Below are 19044 nucleotides of genomic sequence, written 5' to 3'. Positions count from 1 at the left end.
GCCCGGTGGCGGTGACGACGGCCCTTGCCCGCCGCCGGGTCTCCTCTCCGGCATCCGCACGCAAGGGGCCGACCGGTCGGCCGAGTTGGCGGCGGAGCTAGCTCGTTCTCCGGGGCGCGAACAGGTCGTCCTGCGCCCGGTCACGGGCCGTGAGCAGCGCCCCGCGCAGCACCGCTCCCCCGCCCAGCGCGCTGGGCCGCACCTCCGTCGGCAGGGGGGACAGCCGGGCCAGGCGGTCCTGGACGCGCCGGGCCAGGGTGTCGCCGCCCGCACGGCCGATCTCGCCGGCCAGCACCACACAGCCCGGGTCCAGGACGGAGACGACGGCCGCGGCACCGAGGGCGACCCGGTCGGCGAGGACGTCGAGGAAACGGTCGGCGGCGGGGTCCGGGCGGGTGCGCGGGATGGCGGGGTCCGGGTAGGTGCGCGAGGCGGCGGGACCGCCCTCGGCGGGGACTTCGCGACGCACGCCGCCCGAAGCCTCCCGTACCACCGCCGTCCGCCTCACCGCCGCCCGAACCAGCGCCGCCGCGTGCGGCTCGTGCGCCGCCGCCGTGGCCGTCACACCGTGCTCCGCCGCCAGGGCGGCGATCGCCCCGGCCGCCGCGAGGGAGTGGAACCCTCCGTCGCAGCCGGTCGCCGACGGGAGCCCGGCCGTCCCCGGCACCGGCAGGAAGCCGATCTCGCCGGCACCGCCGGAAGCCCCCCGGCGCAGCGCCCCGTCGAGGACCAACGCGGCGCCGATGCCCATGCCTAGCCACAGCAGCACGAAGGTGTCCCGGTCCCGGGCGGCACCGTCGCGCTGTTCGGCGAGGGCGGCGAGGTTGGTCTCGTTCTCGACGCTGAACCGGGCCTCGGGGAGCCGCTCCTGCAGGGCCGCCACCAGGCGCCGGTGCCAGGCGGGCAGCCCGGAGGAGTCGCGCAGTTCGCCGCTGGCGGGGTCGATGAGCCCGGGCGTGCCGATGCCGACCGTGTGCAGCCGGTCCGCCCCCGCCTCCTTCGCCGCCCGCTCGACCAGCGTGACCGCCTGCTCCACCGCGGGCCCGGTCCCGGCGTCGTCGTCGATCGGCACGGACGCCTCGGCGAGCACCCGCCCGAGCAGGTCGGACACGACCACGGCGACGCCCTCGGTACGGACGTCGAGGGCGGCCAGCTGGGCGCGCTCGGCGACGATCCCGTACAGCTTGGCGTTGGGCCCGCGTCGCTGCTCGCCCGACTCCCCGACCACCTCGATCAGACCGGAGGCGGTGAGGCGCTCGACGAGGTCGGCGACGGTCGGCCGGGACAGGCCGGTGAGCTGCTTCAACCGCCCTGCCGTCAGCGGCCCTTCCTGCTGGAGCAGGCGCAGGGCGAGCCGGTCGTTGATGGCCCGGGCGGTGCTCGGGGATGCGGGCATGCCGGGATCCTTCCAGATCGGCGGGGCCGCACGGCGGGCGGCCGGTAGAGCGCTTTCTATCAGGCAGGCTTCCTGATAGTTTACGCCGTCGCGGGCGGGGACCCGGAAACCTGGAGGGGCCGGAGAATGAGCGATGTGGTCTATGACCGACGCGAGGTGCGACGGGCGCGGTACGCCGTGGCCGCCGTGTTCGCCGTGCACGGTGCCGTCACCGGCTCGTTCGCGACCCGTGTGCCGTGGATCCAGGAGCACGCCTCGGTCGGTGCGGGTCAACTGGGGCTCGCGCTGGCCTTCCCCGCGCTCGGCGCGTCCGTGGCCATGCCGCTGGCGGGCCGCATCAGTCACCGCTTCGGCGCACGCAACGCCCTGCGCGGCCTGATCGCCCTGTGGACGCTGTCGCTGATCCTGCCGTCCCTCGCCCCGAACCTGTTGGCCCTGTGCGTGGCGCTGTTCGTCTACGGCGCCTCGGCGGGCATGGCGGACGTGGCGATGAACGCGCTGGGCGTCGAGATCGAGAACCGGCTGGGACGGTCGATCATGTCCGGGCTGCACGGTCTGTGGAGCGCGGGCGCCCTGATCGGCTCGGCGGCGGGCACACTCGCCGCACACCTCGGATCGGACGCCCGGCTGCACCACGCGCTGGCCGCCGCCGTCCTGACCGTACTGGGCCTTGCCGCGTGCACCTGGGTTCTCGACATCCAGCCGGCCGACGACGAGGAGCCGCCGCCCCGGTTCGCGCTGCCCCCGAAGTCGGCGCTGCTGATCGGCGCGGTCGGGTTCTGCGCGGTGTTCGCCGAGGGCGCGAGCCTGGACTGGTCGGCGGTCTACCTGCGTGACCGGCTGGACAGTTCGGCGGGGCTGGCGGCCGCCTGCACCACGGGCTTCACGCTCACCATGGCGATCGCGAGGCTGGTCGGCGACAAGGTGGTGGACCGGTTCGGCTCGGTGTACACGGTCCGGGTGGGCGGAGTGCTGGCCGCCCTGGGCGGGCTGCTGGTCGTCGTGGCGGGTCATCCGGCGGTGGCCATGGCGGGGTTCGCGCTGATGGGGCTGGGCATCGCCGTCGTCGTACCTCTGTGCTTCGCCGCGGCGGGCCGCAGCGGCCCGAATCCCAGCCTGGCCATCGCCGGCGTGGCGACCATCACGTACACCTCGGGCCTGGTCGCGCCGAGCGCCATCGGCGGTCTCGCCCAGGTCACCAGCCTGACGGTGTCCTTCGGTCTGGTGACCGTACTGGCCTGCGGGCTGGTGGCCTTCGCGGGCGTGCTGCGGGCGGGCGACCGGGACCGTCCGAAGCTGAGTGCCGAGACCGCGGCGGCCGCGAGCCCGCGGCCCTGAACGGATCCCTCCGGGCGGGACGTGCCTCCCCACCCTGAGCGGAGGCTCAGCGTCCGTTCCCTGGACAATGAGCGGGGCACCCGCCCCCGAACCGCGGGCCCCACGAACAACCGCAGGTACGACGAAAGCGAAACCGCACCATGGATCTTGGCGTCGGCTGGAAGCTGCACGGCGACGGACGGACTCCGGAACCGGGAGCGGTGGTCCGCCCCGACGAACGGCTCTCCTGGCCCCGCACGGCCGGGCTCGGCGCTCAGCACGTGGTGGCCATGTTCGGCGCGTCGTTCGTCGCGCCCGTCCTCATGGGCCTGGATCCCAACCTCGCGATCATGATGTCGGGCGTGGCGACCATGATCTTCCTGCTCGCCACCCGCGGCCGGGTGCCCAGTTACCTGGGCTGCTCGCTGTCCTTCGTGGGTGTCGCCGCGGTCATCCGGGCGCAGGGCGGGACGAGTGCCACGGTGACCGGCGCGGTCCTGGTCGTCGGTGTCGCGCTGTTCCTGGTCGGTGTCGCCGTGCAGCGGTTCGGTGCGCGGATCATCCACGCGGCGATGCCGCCGGTCGTCACCGGCGCGGTGGTGATGCTGATCGGCTTCAATCTGGCCCCGGTCACCGCCACCACGTACTGGCCGCAGGACCAGTGGACGGCTTTGCTGGTCATGCTGTTCACCGGGCTGGCCGTGGTCTGCCTGCGTGGATTCTGGTCCCGGATCGCGATCTTCCTGGGCCTGGTCTTCGGCTACGGCGTCTCCTGGGCGTTCGACCGGATCTTCGGGCGGATCCACTCGGTGGACGCGAGCGGCAAGCTCACCGACCACTGGCGGCTCGATCTGTCCGGCGTCGGCCGGGCCGACTGGGTCGGGCTGCCGTCCTTCCACGGTCCGTCCTTCGAGTGGTCGGCGATCCTGGTCGCGCTGCCCGTGGTGATCGCCCTGGTCGCCGAGAACGCCGGGCACGTCAAGGCGGTCGGCGAGATGACCGGCGACTCGCTGGACGACAGGCTCGGTACGGCGATCTCCGCCGACGGCATCGGCTCCGTGCTCTCCACCGCGGTCGGCGGCCCGCCCAACACCACCTACTCCGAGAACATCGGCGTGATGGCCGCGACCCGGGTCTACTCCACGGCCGCGTACTGGGCCGCCGCCGGTTTCGCCCTCCTGTTCGGCGTGTGCCCGAAGTTCGGGGCGGTGGTGGCCGCGATCCCGGGCGGTGTCCTCGGCGGCATCACCGTCATCCTGTACGGCATGATCGGCCTGCTCGGCGCCCAGATCTGGCTCAACGCCGAGGTGGACCTGCGCAACCCACTCAACCTGGTACCGGCCGCGGCGGGCATCATCATCGGCGTCGGCGACGTGACGATGAAGTTCACCGACACCTTCTCGCTGAGCGGCATCGCGCTGGGCACCCTGGTCGTGATCACCGGCTACCACGCGCTGCGCGTGTTCGCGCCGGCCCATCTCAAGTCGGGGCGGCCACTGCTGGACGAGGGCACCAGTTCCTACGACGAGAACGGTCAGCGCGCCAACCCGTAAAGGGTCAGCCCCGTGAAGGGTCAGCGCGCCAACTCGTAGGCGTAGGAAGGCGAGAACGTCCCGGGCGAGCCCTTGCAGCCGTCCGACTCCCCCGGCAGCTTCACCCACAGGAAGGCGTCGATCCGGTCTTCCCCGGTGCTGAGCGTGGGCGCCCGGCCGATCCCGCGGCCGGGCGGGTCGCACCACTCGCCGTCCGCCGGGGCGCCGTTGCCGTTGCGGCTGGTGTCGATGACGGCGCCCAGGCCGGCCGGGCCGCCCAGCGCGTCGAGGACCCGCCGGTCGTAGGCGATCTCGTCGGACGTGCGGTGGAAGTTGGAGACGTTGCTGAAGACACCGTCGGAGGACGCGGCCGAGGCGGCACCGGCCTGCCTGAGCCAACCCGCCTGTTTCGCGGCCGGGTTCCAGCCGGAATGACCTGCGTCGTAGTAGACGCGCGCCCTGGGGTTGGCGGCCTTCAGGACCCGACCCGCGCGAGCCAACGAGGCGAAGCGGCGGGACCGTTCGCCCGCGGAGAGGCAGTCGGCCTGGGCGACCGAGTCCGGCTCCAGGATCACGACGACCTCGCCGGAGCCCAGCCCGGCGGCGAAGGCGTCGATCCAGGCGTCGTAGGCGTCGAGGTCGGGCGCCCCGCCCTCGGAGGCGCCGCCGCAGTCGCGGCCCGGGATCGTGTACGCCACGACCACCGGGACCCGGCCCTGGGCGGCGCCGCCCGAGGTGACCGCGCGGACCCGGGAGGTGATGGTCGACGGCGTGAAGTCCGCGAACCAGAGGGCCGCGGGCTGGTCGGCGATCCGGGACTCGATGACCGCCCGCCGCGGGTCCGCGCCGTTGGCGCGCACCCAGTCGAGCACCTGGGACTCGGGGTGACGGTAGATCCGGGTGGACGCGAAGACGCTCAGGTCCTGCTCCTTCGGCTTGGTCAGCGTGGGCGTGGGCGTGGGCGTCGGCGTGGGCCGCGGCTTATTCGTCGGGGACGGCGAGGCGGAGACGCTCGGGCTCGGGGAGGCGGACGGCGTCGGTACGGCGGGCAGCGGCGCCAGGAAGGCGGAGGCGGTCACCTCGGGCTTCGCCTCGCGGTGGACGCGCCGGTCGTCGAGGGCGGTCAGCATCCCGGCCGCCGTGCCGATCGCGACGACGACGGATGCCGCGGCGACCATCGCACCGCGCCGCGCGGTCCGCCCGCGCACGGCCCGGTGCGCCGCCTGCCGCCTGGCCCGTAAGCCTGACACGGTCGCGCTCCCCCTCCCCCACGGCGGGCACGCGTTCCCCCGTTCTGGGGAAGCGCCGGGCCCACCGGTACCCGGGTCAGACTAAAGCTGCGACCCTGCCCCCATGGTGCAATGCGAACAATTCACCACCCCTGTGGACGCGGTCATCTCCCGTATGCGCGCGCTCGACGCGACGCTCCCGCCAGCCGACGGGGTCGCCGTCTTCAACCGTGTCTACCTCGCCGTCACGGAGGCGGTCGACCGGCGTATCGACAGCGGCCAGTTCGAGGACGCGCGGGCCGCGATCACGCTGGACGTGCGGTTCGCGGAGCGCTATCTGGCCGCCGTGGAGACGGTGCGGGAGGAGCGGCGTCCGCCCGCCTGCTGGCGGCCCCTGTTCCAGATGCGCCGCCATCCCGGCGTACGACCGCTTCAGTTCGCGCTCGCGGGCATCAACGCGCACATCGGCCACGACCTGGCGCTCGCCGTGGTGGACACCTGTCGTACGCTCGGCTGCGAACCCGCCGAGGTGGAGGACGAGTTCGACCGCGTGGGCGATCTCCTCGTCTCGCTGGAGGAGAGCATCCGCGAAGAGCTGATGCCGGGCCCCGACCTGCTCCAGATCGCCGACCCGCTCACCCATCTGCTCGGCTCGTGGAGCCTGGAGCGGGCCCGGGACGCCACCTGGACCGCGGCCCGGGCCCTGTGGGCGCTGCGCGGACTCCCCGACGTGGCGGGCGAGTTCACCGAACGGCTGGACGCGGCGGTCGGCCTCGCGGGGCGGATGCTGCTCACCCCGCTGCCCGACCGGTGACGGGTCCTGGGCCTTCAGGGCCTCTTGGAACCGCCTGGCCCACCTAGTGCCGCGACAGGCACTAGTCCTCGGGCAGTTCGACCGGCGCGATCTCGTCGTACACGTCTCCCGGACCCGGGTTGGTCGCGTCGGTCGCCCCTCCGAAGTGGTGCATGACGCCCCAGACCGCGTTGAGCGCGGTCTGCACCGCCCCCTCGGCCCAGCCGGCCGTCCAGGAGATGTCGTCGCCGGCGAGGAAGATGCCCCGCTTGTCCTCGGGCAGCCGGTCCTGCATGAAGTGGGTGAACAGGCGCCGCTGGTAACGGTAGTGACCGGGCAGGTTGGCCTTGAAGGCGCCCATGAAGTAGGGCTCGTTCTCCCAGGACACCGTCACCGGGCTGCCGATGACGTGCTTGCGGATGTCGACCTTCGGATAAATCTCGCCGAGCGACTTCAGCATGACCTCCATCCGCTCGTTCGCGGACAGCGGCAGCCACTTCAGGCTGTCGTCGCACCAGGTGTACGAGAGGCAGATGACGGCCGGTTTGTCGGGGCCGTCGTCGAGGAGGTAGGTCCCGCGCGTCATCCGGTCGGTGAGGGTCATCGACATGACGTCCCGGCCGGTCGGGTTCCCCCGGTCGTCGACGGCCTCGTCCAGCCAGAACGGCCGGTCGACCGGGACGAACAGCTTCGAGCTCTCCATGTAGTGCGTCCGCTCGATCGCCGTCCAGTGGTCGATCGGGAAGAGCGAGTCGTCGCAGTCGATCTTCGACAGCAGCATCCAGGACTGGGCGGTGAAGATCGCCGTCCGGTAGGTGCGGATGTCGCCGTCCGCGTCGGTGACGGTGATCCGGTCGCCCGCGGTGCGGTGCAGCCGGGTCACGGCGGGGCGGGGCTCACCGTTCACGTGCAGGGCGGCGAGCGAGGTCCCGTACGGCCAGTGGACGATCTTCTCCGGCTCGCGCTCCCACAGGCGCAGCGGCAGTTGCTGGGAGCCGCCGACGATGCCGCGGTGGTGGTCGTCGGCCTCGGTGTAGACGACGCGCAGGATCTCCAGGATGGAGTTGGGGAAGTCGGTGTCCCAGCCGCCGGTGCCGAAGCCGACCTGGCCGAAGATCTCCCGGTGCCGGAAGGACCTGAAGGCCTCGGAGTCGCAGAGGAAGCCGTAGAAGGTCTGGTTGTCGAGCTTCTCGACGAGCTTCGCCCAGATCTCCCGGATGCGAGGCACGTCCCGTTCCCGGATGGCGCGGTTCATGTCGGAGAAGTCGGCCCCCTCTTCGAGGCACGTGTTCCAGGCCGCGGCGACGTCCCGGTAGACCTGGGGCAGGTCGTCGATCGTCTCGGCGTAGTGGGACTCGCCCTTGAGGTCGACGACGGTCGAAGGGGTCACCTCCGCCAGGGGGTTGGGGAAGGGCCGGGTCGTCAGGTCCACGAGGTCGATGTAGTGCTGGAGGGCCGTGGAGGACGGCGGGAAGCGCATCGCGCCCATCTCGGCGGTGAGGGACGGGTCGCACCCGTCGAAGCCAACGGTCCGCAGCCTCCCGCCGATCCGGTCGGCCTCGTAGACGACGGGCTTGAGGCCCATCTTCATCAGTTCGTACGCGGCCACGATGCCGGACAGCCCGCCCCCGATGACCGCGACCTCGGTGCCGTGCTCGGTCGCCGGTATCTGACCGAGGCCCGCCGGGTGGGCGAGGAAGTCGTCGTACGCGTACGGGAAGTCCGGGCCGAACATGGTGATCGGCGGCTGCTGCTCGTCTGCGTGCTCGACGGCGTTGGGCACGGTGGACGTCATGGGGTACGGACTCCTTGCGCGGAAGGTAAGAGGGTGGGGCGGGGCAGGTCAGGTCAGGGACCCGTAGAGGCCGGGGCGCCGGTCCTTCAGATACGGGTTGGCCGCGCGGGAGGCGGCGAGGAAGGCGGGGTCGACGTCCGCGAGCAGCAGCTCGTCGGTGCGGCCGGCCCGGGTGCGGGCGACCCCGTCGGGTCCGGCGAGGGTGGAGAGCCCGACGAACTCGAACTCCCCCTCCTGGCCGACCCGGTTGACGTACGCGACGTACATCTGGTTCTCGAAGGCCCGCACCGGCACCACCGACTCGGCGACGAACTGGAACGGGTGCATCTGCGCGGTCGGCACCACGAGGAGGTCGGTACCGGCGAGGGCGTGGGCCCGGACGTTCTCCGGGAACTCCACGTCGTAGCAGATCATCAGGCCGACGCGGAGGCCGTTCAGTTCGGCCTGTACGACGGGTTGGTCGCCCGGCGTGAAGTGGTCGCGTTCGAAGCAGCCGAAGAGGTGGGTCTTGCGGTAGTTGGCCAGTCGGGTGCCGTCGGCGGCGATCAGCTGGACGGAGTTGAAGACGGCCTCGCCGGCCCGCTCGGGGTAGCCGTAGGCGAGGGCGAGGCCGTGCCGGGTGGCGAGCTCGGCGACCGCGTCCGCCGCGTCACCGTCGGCGGGCTCGGCGAGGCGGCCGATGTCGTCGCCGATCGCGTACCCGGTGAGGAACATCTCCGGCGCGGCCAGCAGTCCGGCGCCCGCGGCGGCGGCACGGCCCGCGGCCTCGTCGAGAACCTTGAGGTTCGCGGCGATCGAGCCGGGGTGGCCGGAGCTCTGGAGCAGGGCGGTGCGCATGCGTGTTCCTCACCGGGCGGCAGGGTGGTTGTGGGGGCCACGTAGACGGTACGGGCGGCGGGCTCGGCCCGACAAGAAGCAGCTGTTGCGCGCTCCTGCGCCGATCGTTGCGCGCTAGGCGCGAACGGCGGCGATTCGTTGCGTGCCCCGGTCGTCCACCGCCCGGCCCTTCACCTCATCTCACCGGCCGGACCGCCGCCCTCGCGTCGTGGCGGTCCGCGTGCCGTTCGTCAGCAGCAGGGCCGTGACCAGGTAGGGCACGGCGAACAGCGCGAACACGGTGCCGTGGGAGGCCTGTTGGGAGAGGGTCGCGTACGCGCCGAACACGGCGATGGTGGCCAGTTCGGTGCCCAGGCTCGCGACCGAGGTCAGGGTGGCCCGCCCGGTGTCCTCGATGCGGTGCTGGAGGCGGACGTCGGCGAGCACCGTCGCCAGCTGGAAACCGCCGAAGGCGAGGGCCACCAGGACCAGGCCGACCGGTGTCCGCGCACCCGCTCCCACGGCCAGGGCGAGCGCGGCGGCCCCGAGCAGGAGTCCCAGCCCGCGGTTGCCGAGGCGCTCGGCGGGACCGGCCAGCAGGCTCCCGGCCGTGGCGCCCGCCCAGACCAGCAGGAGCAGGTACGGGACCACCTGGTCAGGTACGACGGTGTCCCGGACCAGCAGCGGCGTGTACTCGTCGAGCGCGCCCCACACGGCGCCGACGGCCGGGACCAGCAGCAGCGCCCGGCGCAGCGACCGGTCACCGCGGGCCTGGACGAGTCCGTCCCGCAGGGTCGCGGCCCAGCCGTCACCGCCGGTTCCCGGTGTCCGGTGCTCCGGGAACCGGGTCGCGGTCAGCGCGGAGAGCAGGCAGGCCAGGACACTTGCCGCGCCGACCGCCAGGTAGCCGCCGAAGGCGAACACGGGCCCGGCCGCCGCCATCGACGCCATCACGGCCAGCAGTCCCACGGCCCTGGCCCGGCCCATGAGGCGGGCATAGCGGTCGCCCGCGCCCAGCAGGACCAGTTCCTCGTACAGCAGGGCCTCCAGCGCACCGGAGCCCAGCGCTCCGCGCACGCCCCACAGCACGAAGCCGACCGCGAAGGCCCAGTACGACGGGACCAGGACCCACAGGGCGAAGCCGACCGAGGTGACCAGCGGGCCGAGCCACAGCAGCAGCCGGCGGGAGACCGCGTCCGCCCAGGCGCCGGAGGGAACCTCCAGCAGGACGCCGGTGACGGACCACAGGGCGAACAGGGAGGAGATCTGCCAGATCGACAGGCCGGTGTCGGCGAACAGCAGCGCGTACACCGGGTAGAGCAGCACGAAGTCGTCGAGGAACGCGTAGCCGTACAGCGTGGCCGTGAGGCGGCGGACGCCGGTGGCGGACACACGCGTGGGTGAGAGTGTCATGAGGCCTTCCCGAAGGGACGAATCGGACGCCGGATGTGCGGCGTCCGAGGTGGCCCTCGGGAGGCACGGCTGGGGAATCAATGTCGCCAGGTCATGACACCGATGGTAGTCCGGGTGGGGCGTGGGGCCGAGTGGATTGCCGTCGGCGCCCCATCGGCTCGTCGGCCCGCCGCGGTTACGGTGGATGTCATCGGCGAACCTGGGAGGACATATGGAGATCGCCGCGTTACCACATGTGGACGAGCACACGACGGTCGTCGCGGCGGAGCCCGCCGCCGTCTGGCGGGGTATCGGTGACGCCCTGGACCGGTCCTTCGGGAGCGGCCGGTCGGCCCGCTTCGGGCGTCTGCTCGGCTGCGCCGACCGTACGGTGTCCGGGCCTCGGCCGGTGGCCGAGGGCTCGACCTTCACGGGGCTTCGCGTGGCCTTGGCGCGCCCGGGCCGGGAGTTGGTCCTCGTCGGGCGCCACCGCTTCTCGACGTACGCCCTGGTCTTCCGGCTCGACGAGGCCGGGCCGGGGCGGACCCGGCTGCGGGCCGAGACCCGGGCGAGGTTCCCCGGCCCGTTCGGCGTCCCCTACCGGCTGCTGGTCATCGGCACGGGCGGGCACGCGGCCGCGGTACAGCGGCTGCTCTCGGCCGTCCGGCGGGACGCGGAGTAACGTCTCAAGTTGGCGAGCCCGACGAGAAGCGGCGCAGCAGGGGCGACAGGACCAGCACGGACTTGGTCCGTTCCACGAACGGCTCCCCCGCTATCCGCTCCAGGACCCGCTCGAAGTGCCGCATGTCGGAGGCGAAGACCTGGACGATCGCGTCCGCGTCGCCGGTGACGGTCGACGCGGCGACGACCTCCTGGTAGCGCTCCAGGCCTCGTTGGATGGTCTCCGGCGAGGTGTTGCGGCGGCAGTGGATCTCGACGAACCCCTCGGTCTTCCAGCCGAGCGCCGCCGGGTCCACCCGGACGGTGAAACCGGTGATGGCCCCGGTGGCACGCAGCCGGTCGACCCGGCGTTTCACCGCCGGCGCGGACAGGCCGACCAACTGGCCGATGTCCGCGTAGGAGCGGCGGGCGTCCTCGGCGAGGGCGTGGACGATGCGTTCGTCGAGATCGTTCAGCACTGCGGGTGGTTCACTTCGTTCCGGGCGTGGCGAGACGGGAGCGGCGATGGCCGTACCCGAAGTAGACCACGAGCCCGACGGCCATCCAGACCCCGAAGACGACCCAGGTGACGGCGGACAGGCTGCCCATCATCCACACGCACAGGCCGAAGCCCACGATCGGCAGGACGGGCGACAGCGGTACCCGGAAGGTACGGGGCATGTCGGGTCGGGTGCGGCGCAGCACGACCACGGCCACGTTGACCAGCGCGAAGGCGAACAGCGTGCCGATGCTGGTGGCGTCGGCGAGCTGGCCCAGCGGCACGGCGGCGGCCAGGACACCGCAGAACAGGGACACGATCAGCGTGTTGGCGCGGGGCGTGCCGGTTTTGGGGTGGACGCGGGCGAACACCTTGGGCACCAGGCCGTCCCGGGACATCGCGAAGAGGATGCGGGTCTGGCCGTACAGGACGGTCAGGACGACGCTCGCGATGGCGACGACCGCGCAGAACGCGAGGAGCGTGCCCCAGAAGCCCTGCCCGGTGACCTCGCGCATGATCTGGGCGAGCGCGGCCTCGGAGTCGGTGAACTGCCGCCAGGGCTTGGCGCCGACGGCGACGGCGGCGACCAGGACGTACAGGGCGGTCACGATGACCAGCGAGAGCATGATCGCGCGCGGCAGGTCGCGCTGTGCGTTCTTCGCCTCCTCACCGGCGGTGGAGGCGGCGTCGAAGCCGATGTACGAGAAGAAGAGCGTGGCGCCCGCGGCGCTGACGCCGGCCATGCCGAGCGGCATGAAGTTGTCGTAGTTGCCCGAGCGGAAGCCCTGGAGGCCGATGGCGCAGAACAGCACCAGCGCGGCGATCTTCACGGTGACCATGACGGTGTTGGCGCGGGCCGACTCGCGGGCACCGCCCAGCAGGAAGGCCATCGCGAGCAGGACGACGATCAGTGCGGGCAGGTTGAAGACGCCACCGTCGCCGGGCGGGGCGGACAGCGCGTCGGGGATGGTGACGCCGATCGTCCCGTCGAGCAGTTCGTTCAGGTACTCGCCCCAGCCGACCGCCACGGCGGCGACCGAGACGCCGTACTCCAGGACCAGGCACCAGCCGCACACCCAGGCGATCAGTTCGCCCATCGTTGCGTATGCGTACGAGTACGAGGAGCCGGCGACCGGGATGGTGCCCGCCAGTTCGGCGTAGGACAGCGCCGAGAACAACGCGGTGAGACCTGCGATCACGAAGGACAGGGTGACCGCCGGGCCCGCCTTGGGAACGGCCTCGCCGAGGACCACGAAGATGCCGGTGCCCAGGGTGGCACCGATGCTGATCATGGTCAGCTGCCACAGCCCGAGGGAGCGGCGCAGGCTGCCGCCCTCGCCCTGGCCGCCCTCCGCGACCAGGTTCTCCACCGGCTTGCGACGCATGAGACGCGCACCGAGGCCGGGGGACGAGGGGGCGGTACGGCCACGGTTGTGCGGGGGTGCGCCTTGGTCGAGCACGCGCTGGCTCCTTTGTCGCTGCCTGTCGGTGCGGCGGGAACCGGTGGCACCCTGACAGCAGGGACCACCGAGCGGGGTCCCCGCCACGCCATGTACAGGGCATGACCCTATGGGATGGCGTTGCCCGTGTACTGTGGCAACTTTGCGCACCCGCGCAAGATCATTGCGTTCCTCGGGGCTGGGCGGACGTTCGTTGCGCGGCGGCTTTCGACCGTTGCGTCGTAGAAGTGAGCCGCTCAGCCCCAGCTGGCGTGCAGGGGCTTGCCCTCGGCGTAGCCGGCGGCGCTCTGGATGCCGACGACGGCCTTCTCGGCGAACTCCTCCAGGGAGCCGGCGCCGGCATAGGTGCAGGAGGAGCGGACGCCGGCGATGATCGAGTCGATCAGGTCCTCGACGCCCGGCCGGGCCGGGTCGAGGAACATCCGGGAGGTGGAGATGCCTTCCTCGAACAACCCCTTGCGGGCCCGGTCGTACCCCGACTCCTCGGACGTGCGGTGGGCGACGGCACGCGCGGACGCCATGCCGAACGACTCCTTGTAGGGGCGGCCGTCGGCGTCCTGCTGGAGGTCGCCCGGGGACTCGTAGGTGCCCGCGAACCAGGACCCGATCATCACGTTGGAGGCGCCGGCGGCGAGTGCCATGGCGACGTCGCGCGGGTGCCGTACGCCGCCGTCCGCCCACACGTGCTTGCCGTACTTGCGTGCCTCGGCGGCGCACTCCAGGACCGCCGAGAACTGCGGGCGGCCGACGCCGGTCATCATCCGGGTGGTGCACATGGCGCCGGGGCCCACGCCCACCTTGATGATGTCGGCGCCCGCCTCGACCAGGTCCCGGACGCCCTCCGCGGCGACGATGTTGCCCGCGACGATCGGCACCCGCGGGTCGAGGTCGCGCACCAGCTTGATCGCGCTGATCATCGATTCCTGGTGGCCGTGCGCCGTGTCGATGACGAGGGTGTCGACGCCCGCGTCGAGCAGTTCCTCGGCCTTGCCCGCGACATCGCCGTTGATGCCGACGGCGGCGGCGATGCGCAGCCCGCCGCGCGCGTCCACGGCCGGGGTGTAGAGCGTGGCGCGCAGGGCGCCCTTGCGGGTGAGGATGCCCGCGAGGCGGCCGTCCCGGTCGACGGCGGGCGCGTAGCGGCGATTGGCCGCGTCCAGCCGGTTGAAGGCCTCGCGCGGGTCGATGTCCGCGTCGAGCAGCAACAGGTCCTTGGACATGACCACTTCGAGCTGGGTGAAGCGGTCCACACCGGCCAGGTCCCGGTCGGTGACCACACCGATCGGCTGCCGGTCCCCGTCGACGACCACACCGGCGTTGTGCGCACGCTTGGGCAGCAGGGACAGCGCGTCGGCGACGGTCTGGTGCGGGGCCAGCTCGATCGGCGTGTCCAGGACGTGGTGGCGGCTCTTCACCCAGGAGACGACCTCGGTGACGACCTCGATCGGGATGTCCTGCGGGATGACGACCAGACCGCCGCGCCGGGCGACCGTCTCCGCCATACGGCGCCCGGCGATGGCGGTCATGTTGGCGACCACCAGCGGGATCGTGGTGCCCGTACCGTCCGGGGCACTGAGGTCCACGTCCTGCCGGGAGCCGACCGCGCTGCGGCTCGGCACCATGAACACGTCGTCGTACGTCAGGTCGTACGGGGGCTGGATGTCGTTGAGGAAACGCACGTGCTGCACATCCCAGTCGATCAGAGGTGGCCCCCGGACAGGTCAGCCAGGGGGAAGAGCACGTACCTCATTGTCCCATGTCGGCTGGAAAGCGGTCCCCGGTCGAAACATCCAGGCAGGTCAGATGGCCTTTAGGAGGAACCTCCAAGGGGGGCGCCACAGAGGCGGGGAGCCGGTCCGCCGCCTCGGTGGACACCTCCACCATGCGGCAGGCGGCCGCGGCGGTTGTGCCGCCACGGCCGCCTGCGGTGACGGTTCGTCAGATCCCGTCGGGGTCGGTCCGGTTGAAGGCCGACTTCGGCGTCGGCCCCGCCGCCAGAAGGTAGTCCGCCGCCGAGGTGTCCGTCACCAGGCTGGTGACGAGCCCCGACCGCAGTACCGCGTCGATGGCCGCCGCCTTGCGCTGCCCGCCCGCGATCGCGACGACCTCGGGGATACGGCGGAGCTGGTCGGCCTTGACGGTGATGCACCGCTCCCCCAGGTCCCGCCCGACCCGGCGGCCCTCGGCGTCGAAGAGGTGCGCGGACATCTCGGCGGCGACACCGAGCGAGGCGTAGTGCGAGCGCTCCTCGTCGCTGAGCATGTCGTGCACCGTCGAGATGCCCGGCTCCCAGGAACCGATGGAGACACAGGCGACCGTGACCTTGTCGAAGTACTCGAAGGCCCGGGCGATCCCGGTCTGGTGACGCAGCGCCTGGGCGGTGGCCGCGTCCGGCAGCAGCATCGGCGCGTAGATGGGGTGGGCGTCGCCGCCGGACACCTGGGCGGCGCGGCGGACCGCCTCGACCGACCCGCGTTCCGCCGTCCCGGCGTCGTACACACCCGTCAGCTGCACGACCGTGCAGGGCGGCAGCCGGTCCAGCGCCGCCGCCATGTGGATGGTGGACCTGCCCCAGGCCAGGCCCAGCACATCGCCCTCGTTCAGGAGCTCGCCGAGCAGTTCGGCGGCCACTTCTCCCAGGTTCTCCGGGTCGGGTGTCTCCTCGGCCTCGGCCGGGGACTCCACCACGACGGCGTGCCTGAGGCCGTAACGGGCGCGCAGCGCGTCGGAGCGCTCCGCGTCCAGTTCGGCCGGCACCCGGATCTCGATCCGTACGAGATCCCTTTCGAGCGCGGTCTCCAGGACCCGGGCCACCTTGAAGCGGCTGACGCCGAACTCCTCCGCGATCTGGATCTTGGACTTGCCCTCGAGGTAGAAGCGGCGGGCCATGGCCGCCGCCTGCACCAGCTCAGCGGGCCCCATCCGCATGGCTGACCGGCCCGCCGACATACCCGACACGGCGATCTCCTCACTGCTGTTCACTGTTCACATTCTGGATTCGCCTTCATCCTTGCAGATCCGGCGCACTCGATCGGCCCTGATGGGAGCCGTTCACGTTCCCTTGGTTCAGTGGCCGCACGCCCAGCTCGCCGCGGCGGCCGCCCCCTCGGCTTGGGTGCGCAATGCACGTACCGCCTCGGCCGGGTCCGATGCCCCGTAGACCGCCGACCCCGCGACGAACACGTCGGCGCCCGCGTCCGCGCAGCGCTCGATGGTGGAGGCCGAGACTCCGCCGTCCACCTGGAGCCACAGCTCGAGACCGTGCTTGTTGATCAACTCGCGGGTGCGGCGGATCTTGGGGAGCATGATGTCGAGAAACGCCTGTCCCCCGAAGCCCGGCTCGACCGTCATGATCAGCAGCATGTCGAGTTCGGGAAGCAGATCCTCGTACGGCTCGATGGGCGTCGCGGGCTTCAGCGCCATGGAGGCGCGGGCGCCCTTGGCGCGGATCTCCCGGGCGAGCCGGACCGGAGCGGCGGCCGCCTCCACATGGAAGGTGACCGAAGAGGCCCCGGCCTCGACGTACTGGGGCGCCCACCGATCGGGCGCCTCGATCATCAGATGGCAGTCCAGCGGAGTGTCCGTCGCACGGGCCAGCGACTCCACGACCGGCACACCGAGCGTGAGGTTCGGGACGAAATGGTTGTCCATGACGTCGACATGAAGCCAGTCGGCTCCTTCGACCGCCTTCGCCTCGTCCGCGAGGCGGGCGAAGTCGGCGGACAGAATGCTGGGGTTGATCTGCGCGGCCATGACCCAAGCCTCCCATGCCCCGTGGGGGTCGGCGGCATCGGTCCGACGTGGATACCGTCGGATGAACGCCGCGCACCGTGCGTGGCTGGGCGCGCCCGCGTGAGCGGACCGCGCCACGTCGCGTCCCGCACCCCGTCCGATGTCCGGCCTCAGGCACGGTCGGCGGACGGTTTCCGGGGCCGTCCATGAACGCGAAGCGAGGCGTCGCGCACCTGGTGTGCGGGCGGCGTGCCAAGTGGCTGGTGCTGGCGTTGTGGCTGGTGGCCCTGTTCCTGACGGCACCGCTCGCCCAGAAGCTGACCGACGCCCAGGACAACGACGCGGCCTCCTGGCTGCCCGGCTCCGCCGAGTCGACCCAAGTCCTGCAGATCTCCGAGGACTTCAGGCCGGAGCAGATCCCGGCGGCCGTCGTGTACGCCCGCGAGAGCGGCCTGAGCGCCCAGGACCGGACACGGATCACCGCGGACGCGGCCCAGCTCAGGCAGCTGACGGACCACGGCATCCGCGGCGCCGAGACCCGGGGCCCCGTCTACGACCGGCCGACCGATCCGCGCGCCGCCCAGATCCTGGTACCGATCACGATGGACGAGCAGGGCTGGCAGCGGATCGCGCCCGCCGTCGACTCGATCCGGGACGTCGTCGGCGAGGGCGGCGGAGGCCTCGCCGTGCACATCACCGGCCCGGGCGGCACCTCGGCGGACTTCTCCGAGGCCTTCGAGGGCATCGACTCCACGCTGCTGGTCTCGGCGATGGGCGTCGTCATCGTGATGCTGCTGCTCACCTATCGCAGCCCGACCCTCATCCTGGTCCCGCTGCTGTCGGTGATCGTCGCCCTGTTCACCGCGCAGGCGCTGATCTACCTGCTGGCACAGCACGCGGGCCTGACCGTCAACGGCCAGAGCGCCGGCATTCTCACCGTCCTCGTCTTCGGCGCGGGAACGGACTACGCACTGCTGCTCGTGGCCCGCTACCGAGAGGAGCTGCGCCGTCACGAGGACCGGCACGAGGCGATGGCGCTGGCTATGCACCGCGCCGGTCCGGCGGTGCTGGCCTCGGGCGTGACGGTCGTGCTGAGCATGCTGATGCTGCTGGCCGCCGAGATGAACTCGACCAGCGGTCTCGGCCCGGTCGCCGCGATCGGCGTGGCGGTCGCCCTGCTGGCGATGACGACCCTGTTCCCGGCCCTGCTGGTGATCTTCGGCCGCTGGATCTTCTGGCCGGTGATCCCGCACCTGGGCACCCCCGACCCGACCGAGCGCGGCGTGTGGGCCCGGCTGGGCCGCCGGATGGCCCGGCGTCCGCGCCTGGTCTGGGGCGTGACGGCGCTGGTGCTCGCGGTCTGCTCGCTCGGCCTGATCCAACTGCGCGCGGAGGGCATCAGCAACGCGGACGCGTTCACCGGGAAACCGGACTCGATCGTCGGCCAGGAGGTCTCGGCACGCTACTTCCCGGCGGGCAGCGGCGATCCCCTGATCGTCGTCAGCGACCAGGCACAGGCCCGGCAGGTCGCCGACACGGTCGCCGCCACCCGGGGCGTGGTCCCCACCTCGCTCGGCCTGCCACCGGGCACGAAGCCCTTCTTCGAGGGCAAGGTGCTGTTCGAGGCCACCATGAGCGACCCGGCCGACAGTGAGGCGGCGAAACAGACCGTGGAGCGGGTCCGCGACGCCGTGCACGCGGTGCCGGACGCGGACGCGAAGGTGGGCGGCGGCACGGCCGCCCTGCTGGACATGGACAAGGCGACCACCCACGACAACCTGCTGATCATCCCGCTGGTGCTGCTCGTCGTGCTGCTGATCCTGGGCCTGCTGCTGCGCGCCCTGATCGCCGCGCTGCTGCTGATCGGGACGGTGATCCTGTCGTTCGCGGCGGCGCTCGGCCTCAGCGCGCTCGCGTTCCGCCACCTGTTCGACTACGCGGGCGAGTCGACCGACTTCCCGTTGTTCGTGTTCGTCTTCCTGGTCGCCCTGGGCATCGACTACAACATCTTCCTGACCACCCGGATCCGCGAGGAGGCGGCCCGTCAGGGGACCCGCCGGGGTGTGGTGACGGGCCTCGCGACGACGGGCGCGGTCATCACCTCGGCCGGCCTGGTCCTGGCCGGCACCTTCGCCGCCCTCGGCACCCTCCCCATGGTCGCGTTCGCGGAGATCGGCTTCGCGGTGGCCCTCGGCGTGCTGATCGACACGTTCGTGGTGCGGTCGGTACTGGTCCCGTCCCTGTTCCTGGACGTCGGCCCGAAGGTGTGGTGGCCGCACCGGCTGGCCGAGGAGGACGGCGGGGCTCCCCCGGCGGAGCCCGAGCCGGCCAGGGTCGGTCAGGCCGACGGGTGAACGGCGAGCGGGTACCGCGGTGCCCGTGCGGGACCGACGGACCGGAGTGACGATGTGCGGGGCCGCCGT

15 protein-coding genes are annotated in these 19044 nt (G+C 72.0%); 5 read left to right on the top strand and 10 right to left on the bottom strand.

Annotated features, from left to right (window positions below):
* Window positions 1-97: 97 nt before the first annotated feature.
* On the bottom strand, window positions 98-1396 hold the full coding sequence (locus tag ABZ027_RS33120) for an ROK family transcriptional regulator (protein WP_356774820.1): 1299 nt from the start codon (window positions 1394-1396) through the stop codon (window positions 98-100).
* A gap of 126 nt (window positions 1397-1522) precedes the next feature.
* On the opposite strand from ABZ027_RS33120, the gene ABZ027_RS33115 reads away from it, so the two are divergent.
* Together ABZ027_RS33115 and ABZ027_RS33110 are read left to right on the top strand one after the other, a co-directional pair.
* A complete protein-coding gene (locus ABZ027_RS33115; protein WP_356774818.1) occupies window positions 1523-2734 on the top strand; it encodes an MFS transporter in 1212 nt (403 codons plus the stop codon).
* A gap of 140 nt (window positions 2735-2874) precedes the next feature.
* Window positions 2875-4266 (top strand): solute carrier family 23 protein, encoded by a 1392-nt coding sequence (locus tag ABZ027_RS33110; protein WP_356774816.1) that lies wholly within the window; start codon window positions 2875-2877, stop codon window positions 4264-4266.
* 20 nt (window positions 4267-4286) lie between these two features.
* Here ABZ027_RS33110 and ABZ027_RS33105 read toward each other — a convergent pair whose 3' ends face one another.
* A complete protein-coding gene (locus tag ABZ027_RS33105; RefSeq protein ID WP_356774843.1) occupies window positions 4287-5423 on the bottom strand; it encodes a glycoside hydrolase family 6 protein in 1137 nt (378 codons plus the stop codon).
* Window positions 5424-5598: 175 nt separating this feature from the next.
* Here ABZ027_RS33105 and ABZ027_RS33100 point away from each other — a divergent pair, with 175 nt between their 5' ends.
* Window positions 5599-6288: a DUF5995 family protein gene (locus ABZ027_RS33100; RefSeq protein WP_356774814.1), complete on the top strand. Its 690-nt coding sequence runs from the start codon at window positions 5599-5601 to the stop codon at window positions 6286-6288.
* Window positions 6289-6349: 61 nt separating this feature from the next.
* Here ABZ027_RS33100 and ABZ027_RS33095 read toward each other — a convergent pair whose 3' ends face one another.
* The 3 genes from ABZ027_RS33095 to ABZ027_RS33085 form a co-directional block, all read right to left on the bottom strand.
* A complete protein-coding gene (locus ABZ027_RS33095) occupies window positions 6350-8062 on the bottom strand; it encodes an NAD(P)/FAD-dependent oxidoreductase (RefSeq protein ID WP_356774812.1) in 1713 nt (570 codons plus the stop codon).
* Between the two features lie 48 nt (window positions 8063-8110).
* Entirely contained in the window at window positions 8111-8899 is a 789-nt protein-coding gene (locus tag ABZ027_RS33090; protein ID WP_356774810.1) for a carbon-nitrogen hydrolase family protein, read from the bottom strand.
* 180 nt (window positions 8900-9079) lie between these two features.
* Window positions 9080-10291: an MFS transporter gene (locus tag ABZ027_RS33085; RefSeq protein ID WP_356774808.1), complete on the bottom strand. Its 1212-nt coding sequence runs from the start codon at window positions 10289-10291 to the stop codon at window positions 9080-9082.
* A 211-nt stretch (window positions 10292-10502) separates the two neighbouring features.
* On the opposite strand from ABZ027_RS33085, the gene ABZ027_RS33080 reads away from it, so the two are divergent.
* On the top strand, window positions 10503-10952 hold the full coding sequence (locus tag ABZ027_RS33080) for a hypothetical protein (protein ID WP_356774806.1): 450 nt from the start codon (window positions 10503-10505) through the stop codon (window positions 10950-10952).
* 4 nt (window positions 10953-10956) lie between these two features.
* On the opposite strand, the gene ABZ027_RS33075 is transcribed toward ABZ027_RS33080, so the two are convergent.
* The 5 genes from ABZ027_RS33075 to rpe form a co-directional block, all read right to left on the bottom strand.
* Window positions 10957-11409, bottom strand: a complete 453-nt coding sequence (locus ABZ027_RS33075) for an Lrp/AsnC family transcriptional regulator (RefSeq protein ID WP_356774804.1) — start codon at window positions 11407-11409, stop codon at window positions 10957-10959.
* Window positions 11410-11419: 10 nt separating this feature from the next.
* Window positions 11420-12889 carry an amino acid permease gene (locus ABZ027_RS33070; protein WP_356774802.1) on the bottom strand — a complete coding sequence of 490 codons (1470 nt, stop codon included), beginning with the start codon at window positions 12887-12889 and terminating at the stop codon, window positions 11420-11422.
* Window positions 12890-13125: 236 nt separating this feature from the next.
* The gene (locus tag ABZ027_RS33065; protein ID WP_356774841.1) at window positions 13126-14568 is read right to left on the bottom strand and encodes a GuaB1 family IMP dehydrogenase-related protein; all 1443 of its coding nucleotides are present in this window, start codon (window positions 14566-14568) and stop codon (window positions 13126-13128) included.
* Between the two features lie 259 nt (window positions 14569-14827).
* Window positions 14828-15871 carry a sugar-binding domain-containing protein gene (locus tag ABZ027_RS33060; protein ID WP_356774800.1) on the bottom strand — a complete coding sequence of 348 codons (1044 nt, stop codon included), beginning with the start codon at window positions 15869-15871 and terminating at the stop codon, window positions 14828-14830.
* 84 nt (window positions 15872-15955) lie between these two features.
* Complete coding sequence (gene rpe, locus ABZ027_RS33055) at window positions 15956-16642, bottom strand: ribulose-phosphate 3-epimerase (protein ID WP_356774798.1); 687 nt, start codon at window positions 16640-16642, stop codon at window positions 15956-15958.
* 185 nt (window positions 16643-16827) lie between these two features.
* On the opposite strand from rpe, the gene ABZ027_RS33050 reads away from it, so the two are divergent.
* Entirely contained in the window at window positions 16828-18975 is a 2148-nt protein-coding gene (locus ABZ027_RS33050) for an MMPL family transporter (RefSeq protein WP_356774796.1), read from the top strand.
* The last annotated feature ends 69 nt before the right edge of the window (window positions 18976-19044 follow it).

The organism is Streptomyces sp. NPDC006332 (assembly GCF_040612855.1).
GTDB lineage: Bacteria > Actinomycetota > Actinomycetes > Streptomycetales > Streptomycetaceae > Streptomyces.
The sequence above is the reverse complement of the archived record's forward strand: the minus strand, read 5'-3'. Positions and strand labels throughout refer to the sequence as shown.

Bases quoted from the DNA above. Each gene is read 5' to 3' on its own strand.
- ABZ027_RS33090 (WP_356774810.1), bottom strand. From the start codon at position 8,899: ATGCGCACCGCCCTGCTCCAGAGCTCCGGCCACCCCGGCTCGATCGCC.
- ABZ027_RS33110 (WP_356774816.1), top strand. From the start codon at position 2,875: ATGGATCTTGGCGTCGGCTGGAAGCTGCACGGCGACGGACGGACTCCG.
- ABZ027_RS33120 (WP_356774820.1), bottom strand. From the start codon at position 1,396: ATGCCCGCATCCCCGAGCACCGCCCGGGCCATCAACGACCGGCTCGCC.
- ABZ027_RS33080 (WP_356774806.1), top strand. From the start codon at position 10,503: ATGGAGATCGCCGCGTTACCACATGTGGACGAGCACACGACGGTCGTC.
- ABZ027_RS33100 (WP_356774814.1), top strand. From the start codon at position 5,599: ATGGTGCAATGCGAACAATTCACCACCCCTGTGGACGCGGTCATCTCC.
- ABZ027_RS33095 (WP_356774812.1), bottom strand. From the start codon at position 8,062: ATGACGTCCACCGTGCCCAACGCCGTCGAGCACGCAGACGAGCAGCAG.
- ABZ027_RS33105 (WP_356774843.1), bottom strand. From the start codon at position 5,423: ATGGTCGCCGCGGCATCCGTCGTCGTCGCGATCGGCACGGCGGCCGGG.
- ABZ027_RS33115 (WP_356774818.1), top strand. From the start codon at position 1,523: ATGAGCGATGTGGTCTATGACCGACGCGAGGTGCGACGGGCGCGGTAC.
- ABZ027_RS33050 (WP_356774796.1), top strand. From the start codon at position 16,828: ATGAACGCGAAGCGAGGCGTCGCGCACCTGGTGTGCGGGCGGCGTGCC.
- rpe (WP_356774798.1), bottom strand. From the start codon at position 16,642: ATGGCCGCGCAGATCAACCCCAGCATTCTGTCCGCCGACTTCGCCCGC.
- ABZ027_RS33085 (WP_356774808.1), bottom strand. From the start codon at position 10,291: ATGACACTCTCACCCACGCGTGTGTCCGCCACCGGCGTCCGCCGCCTC.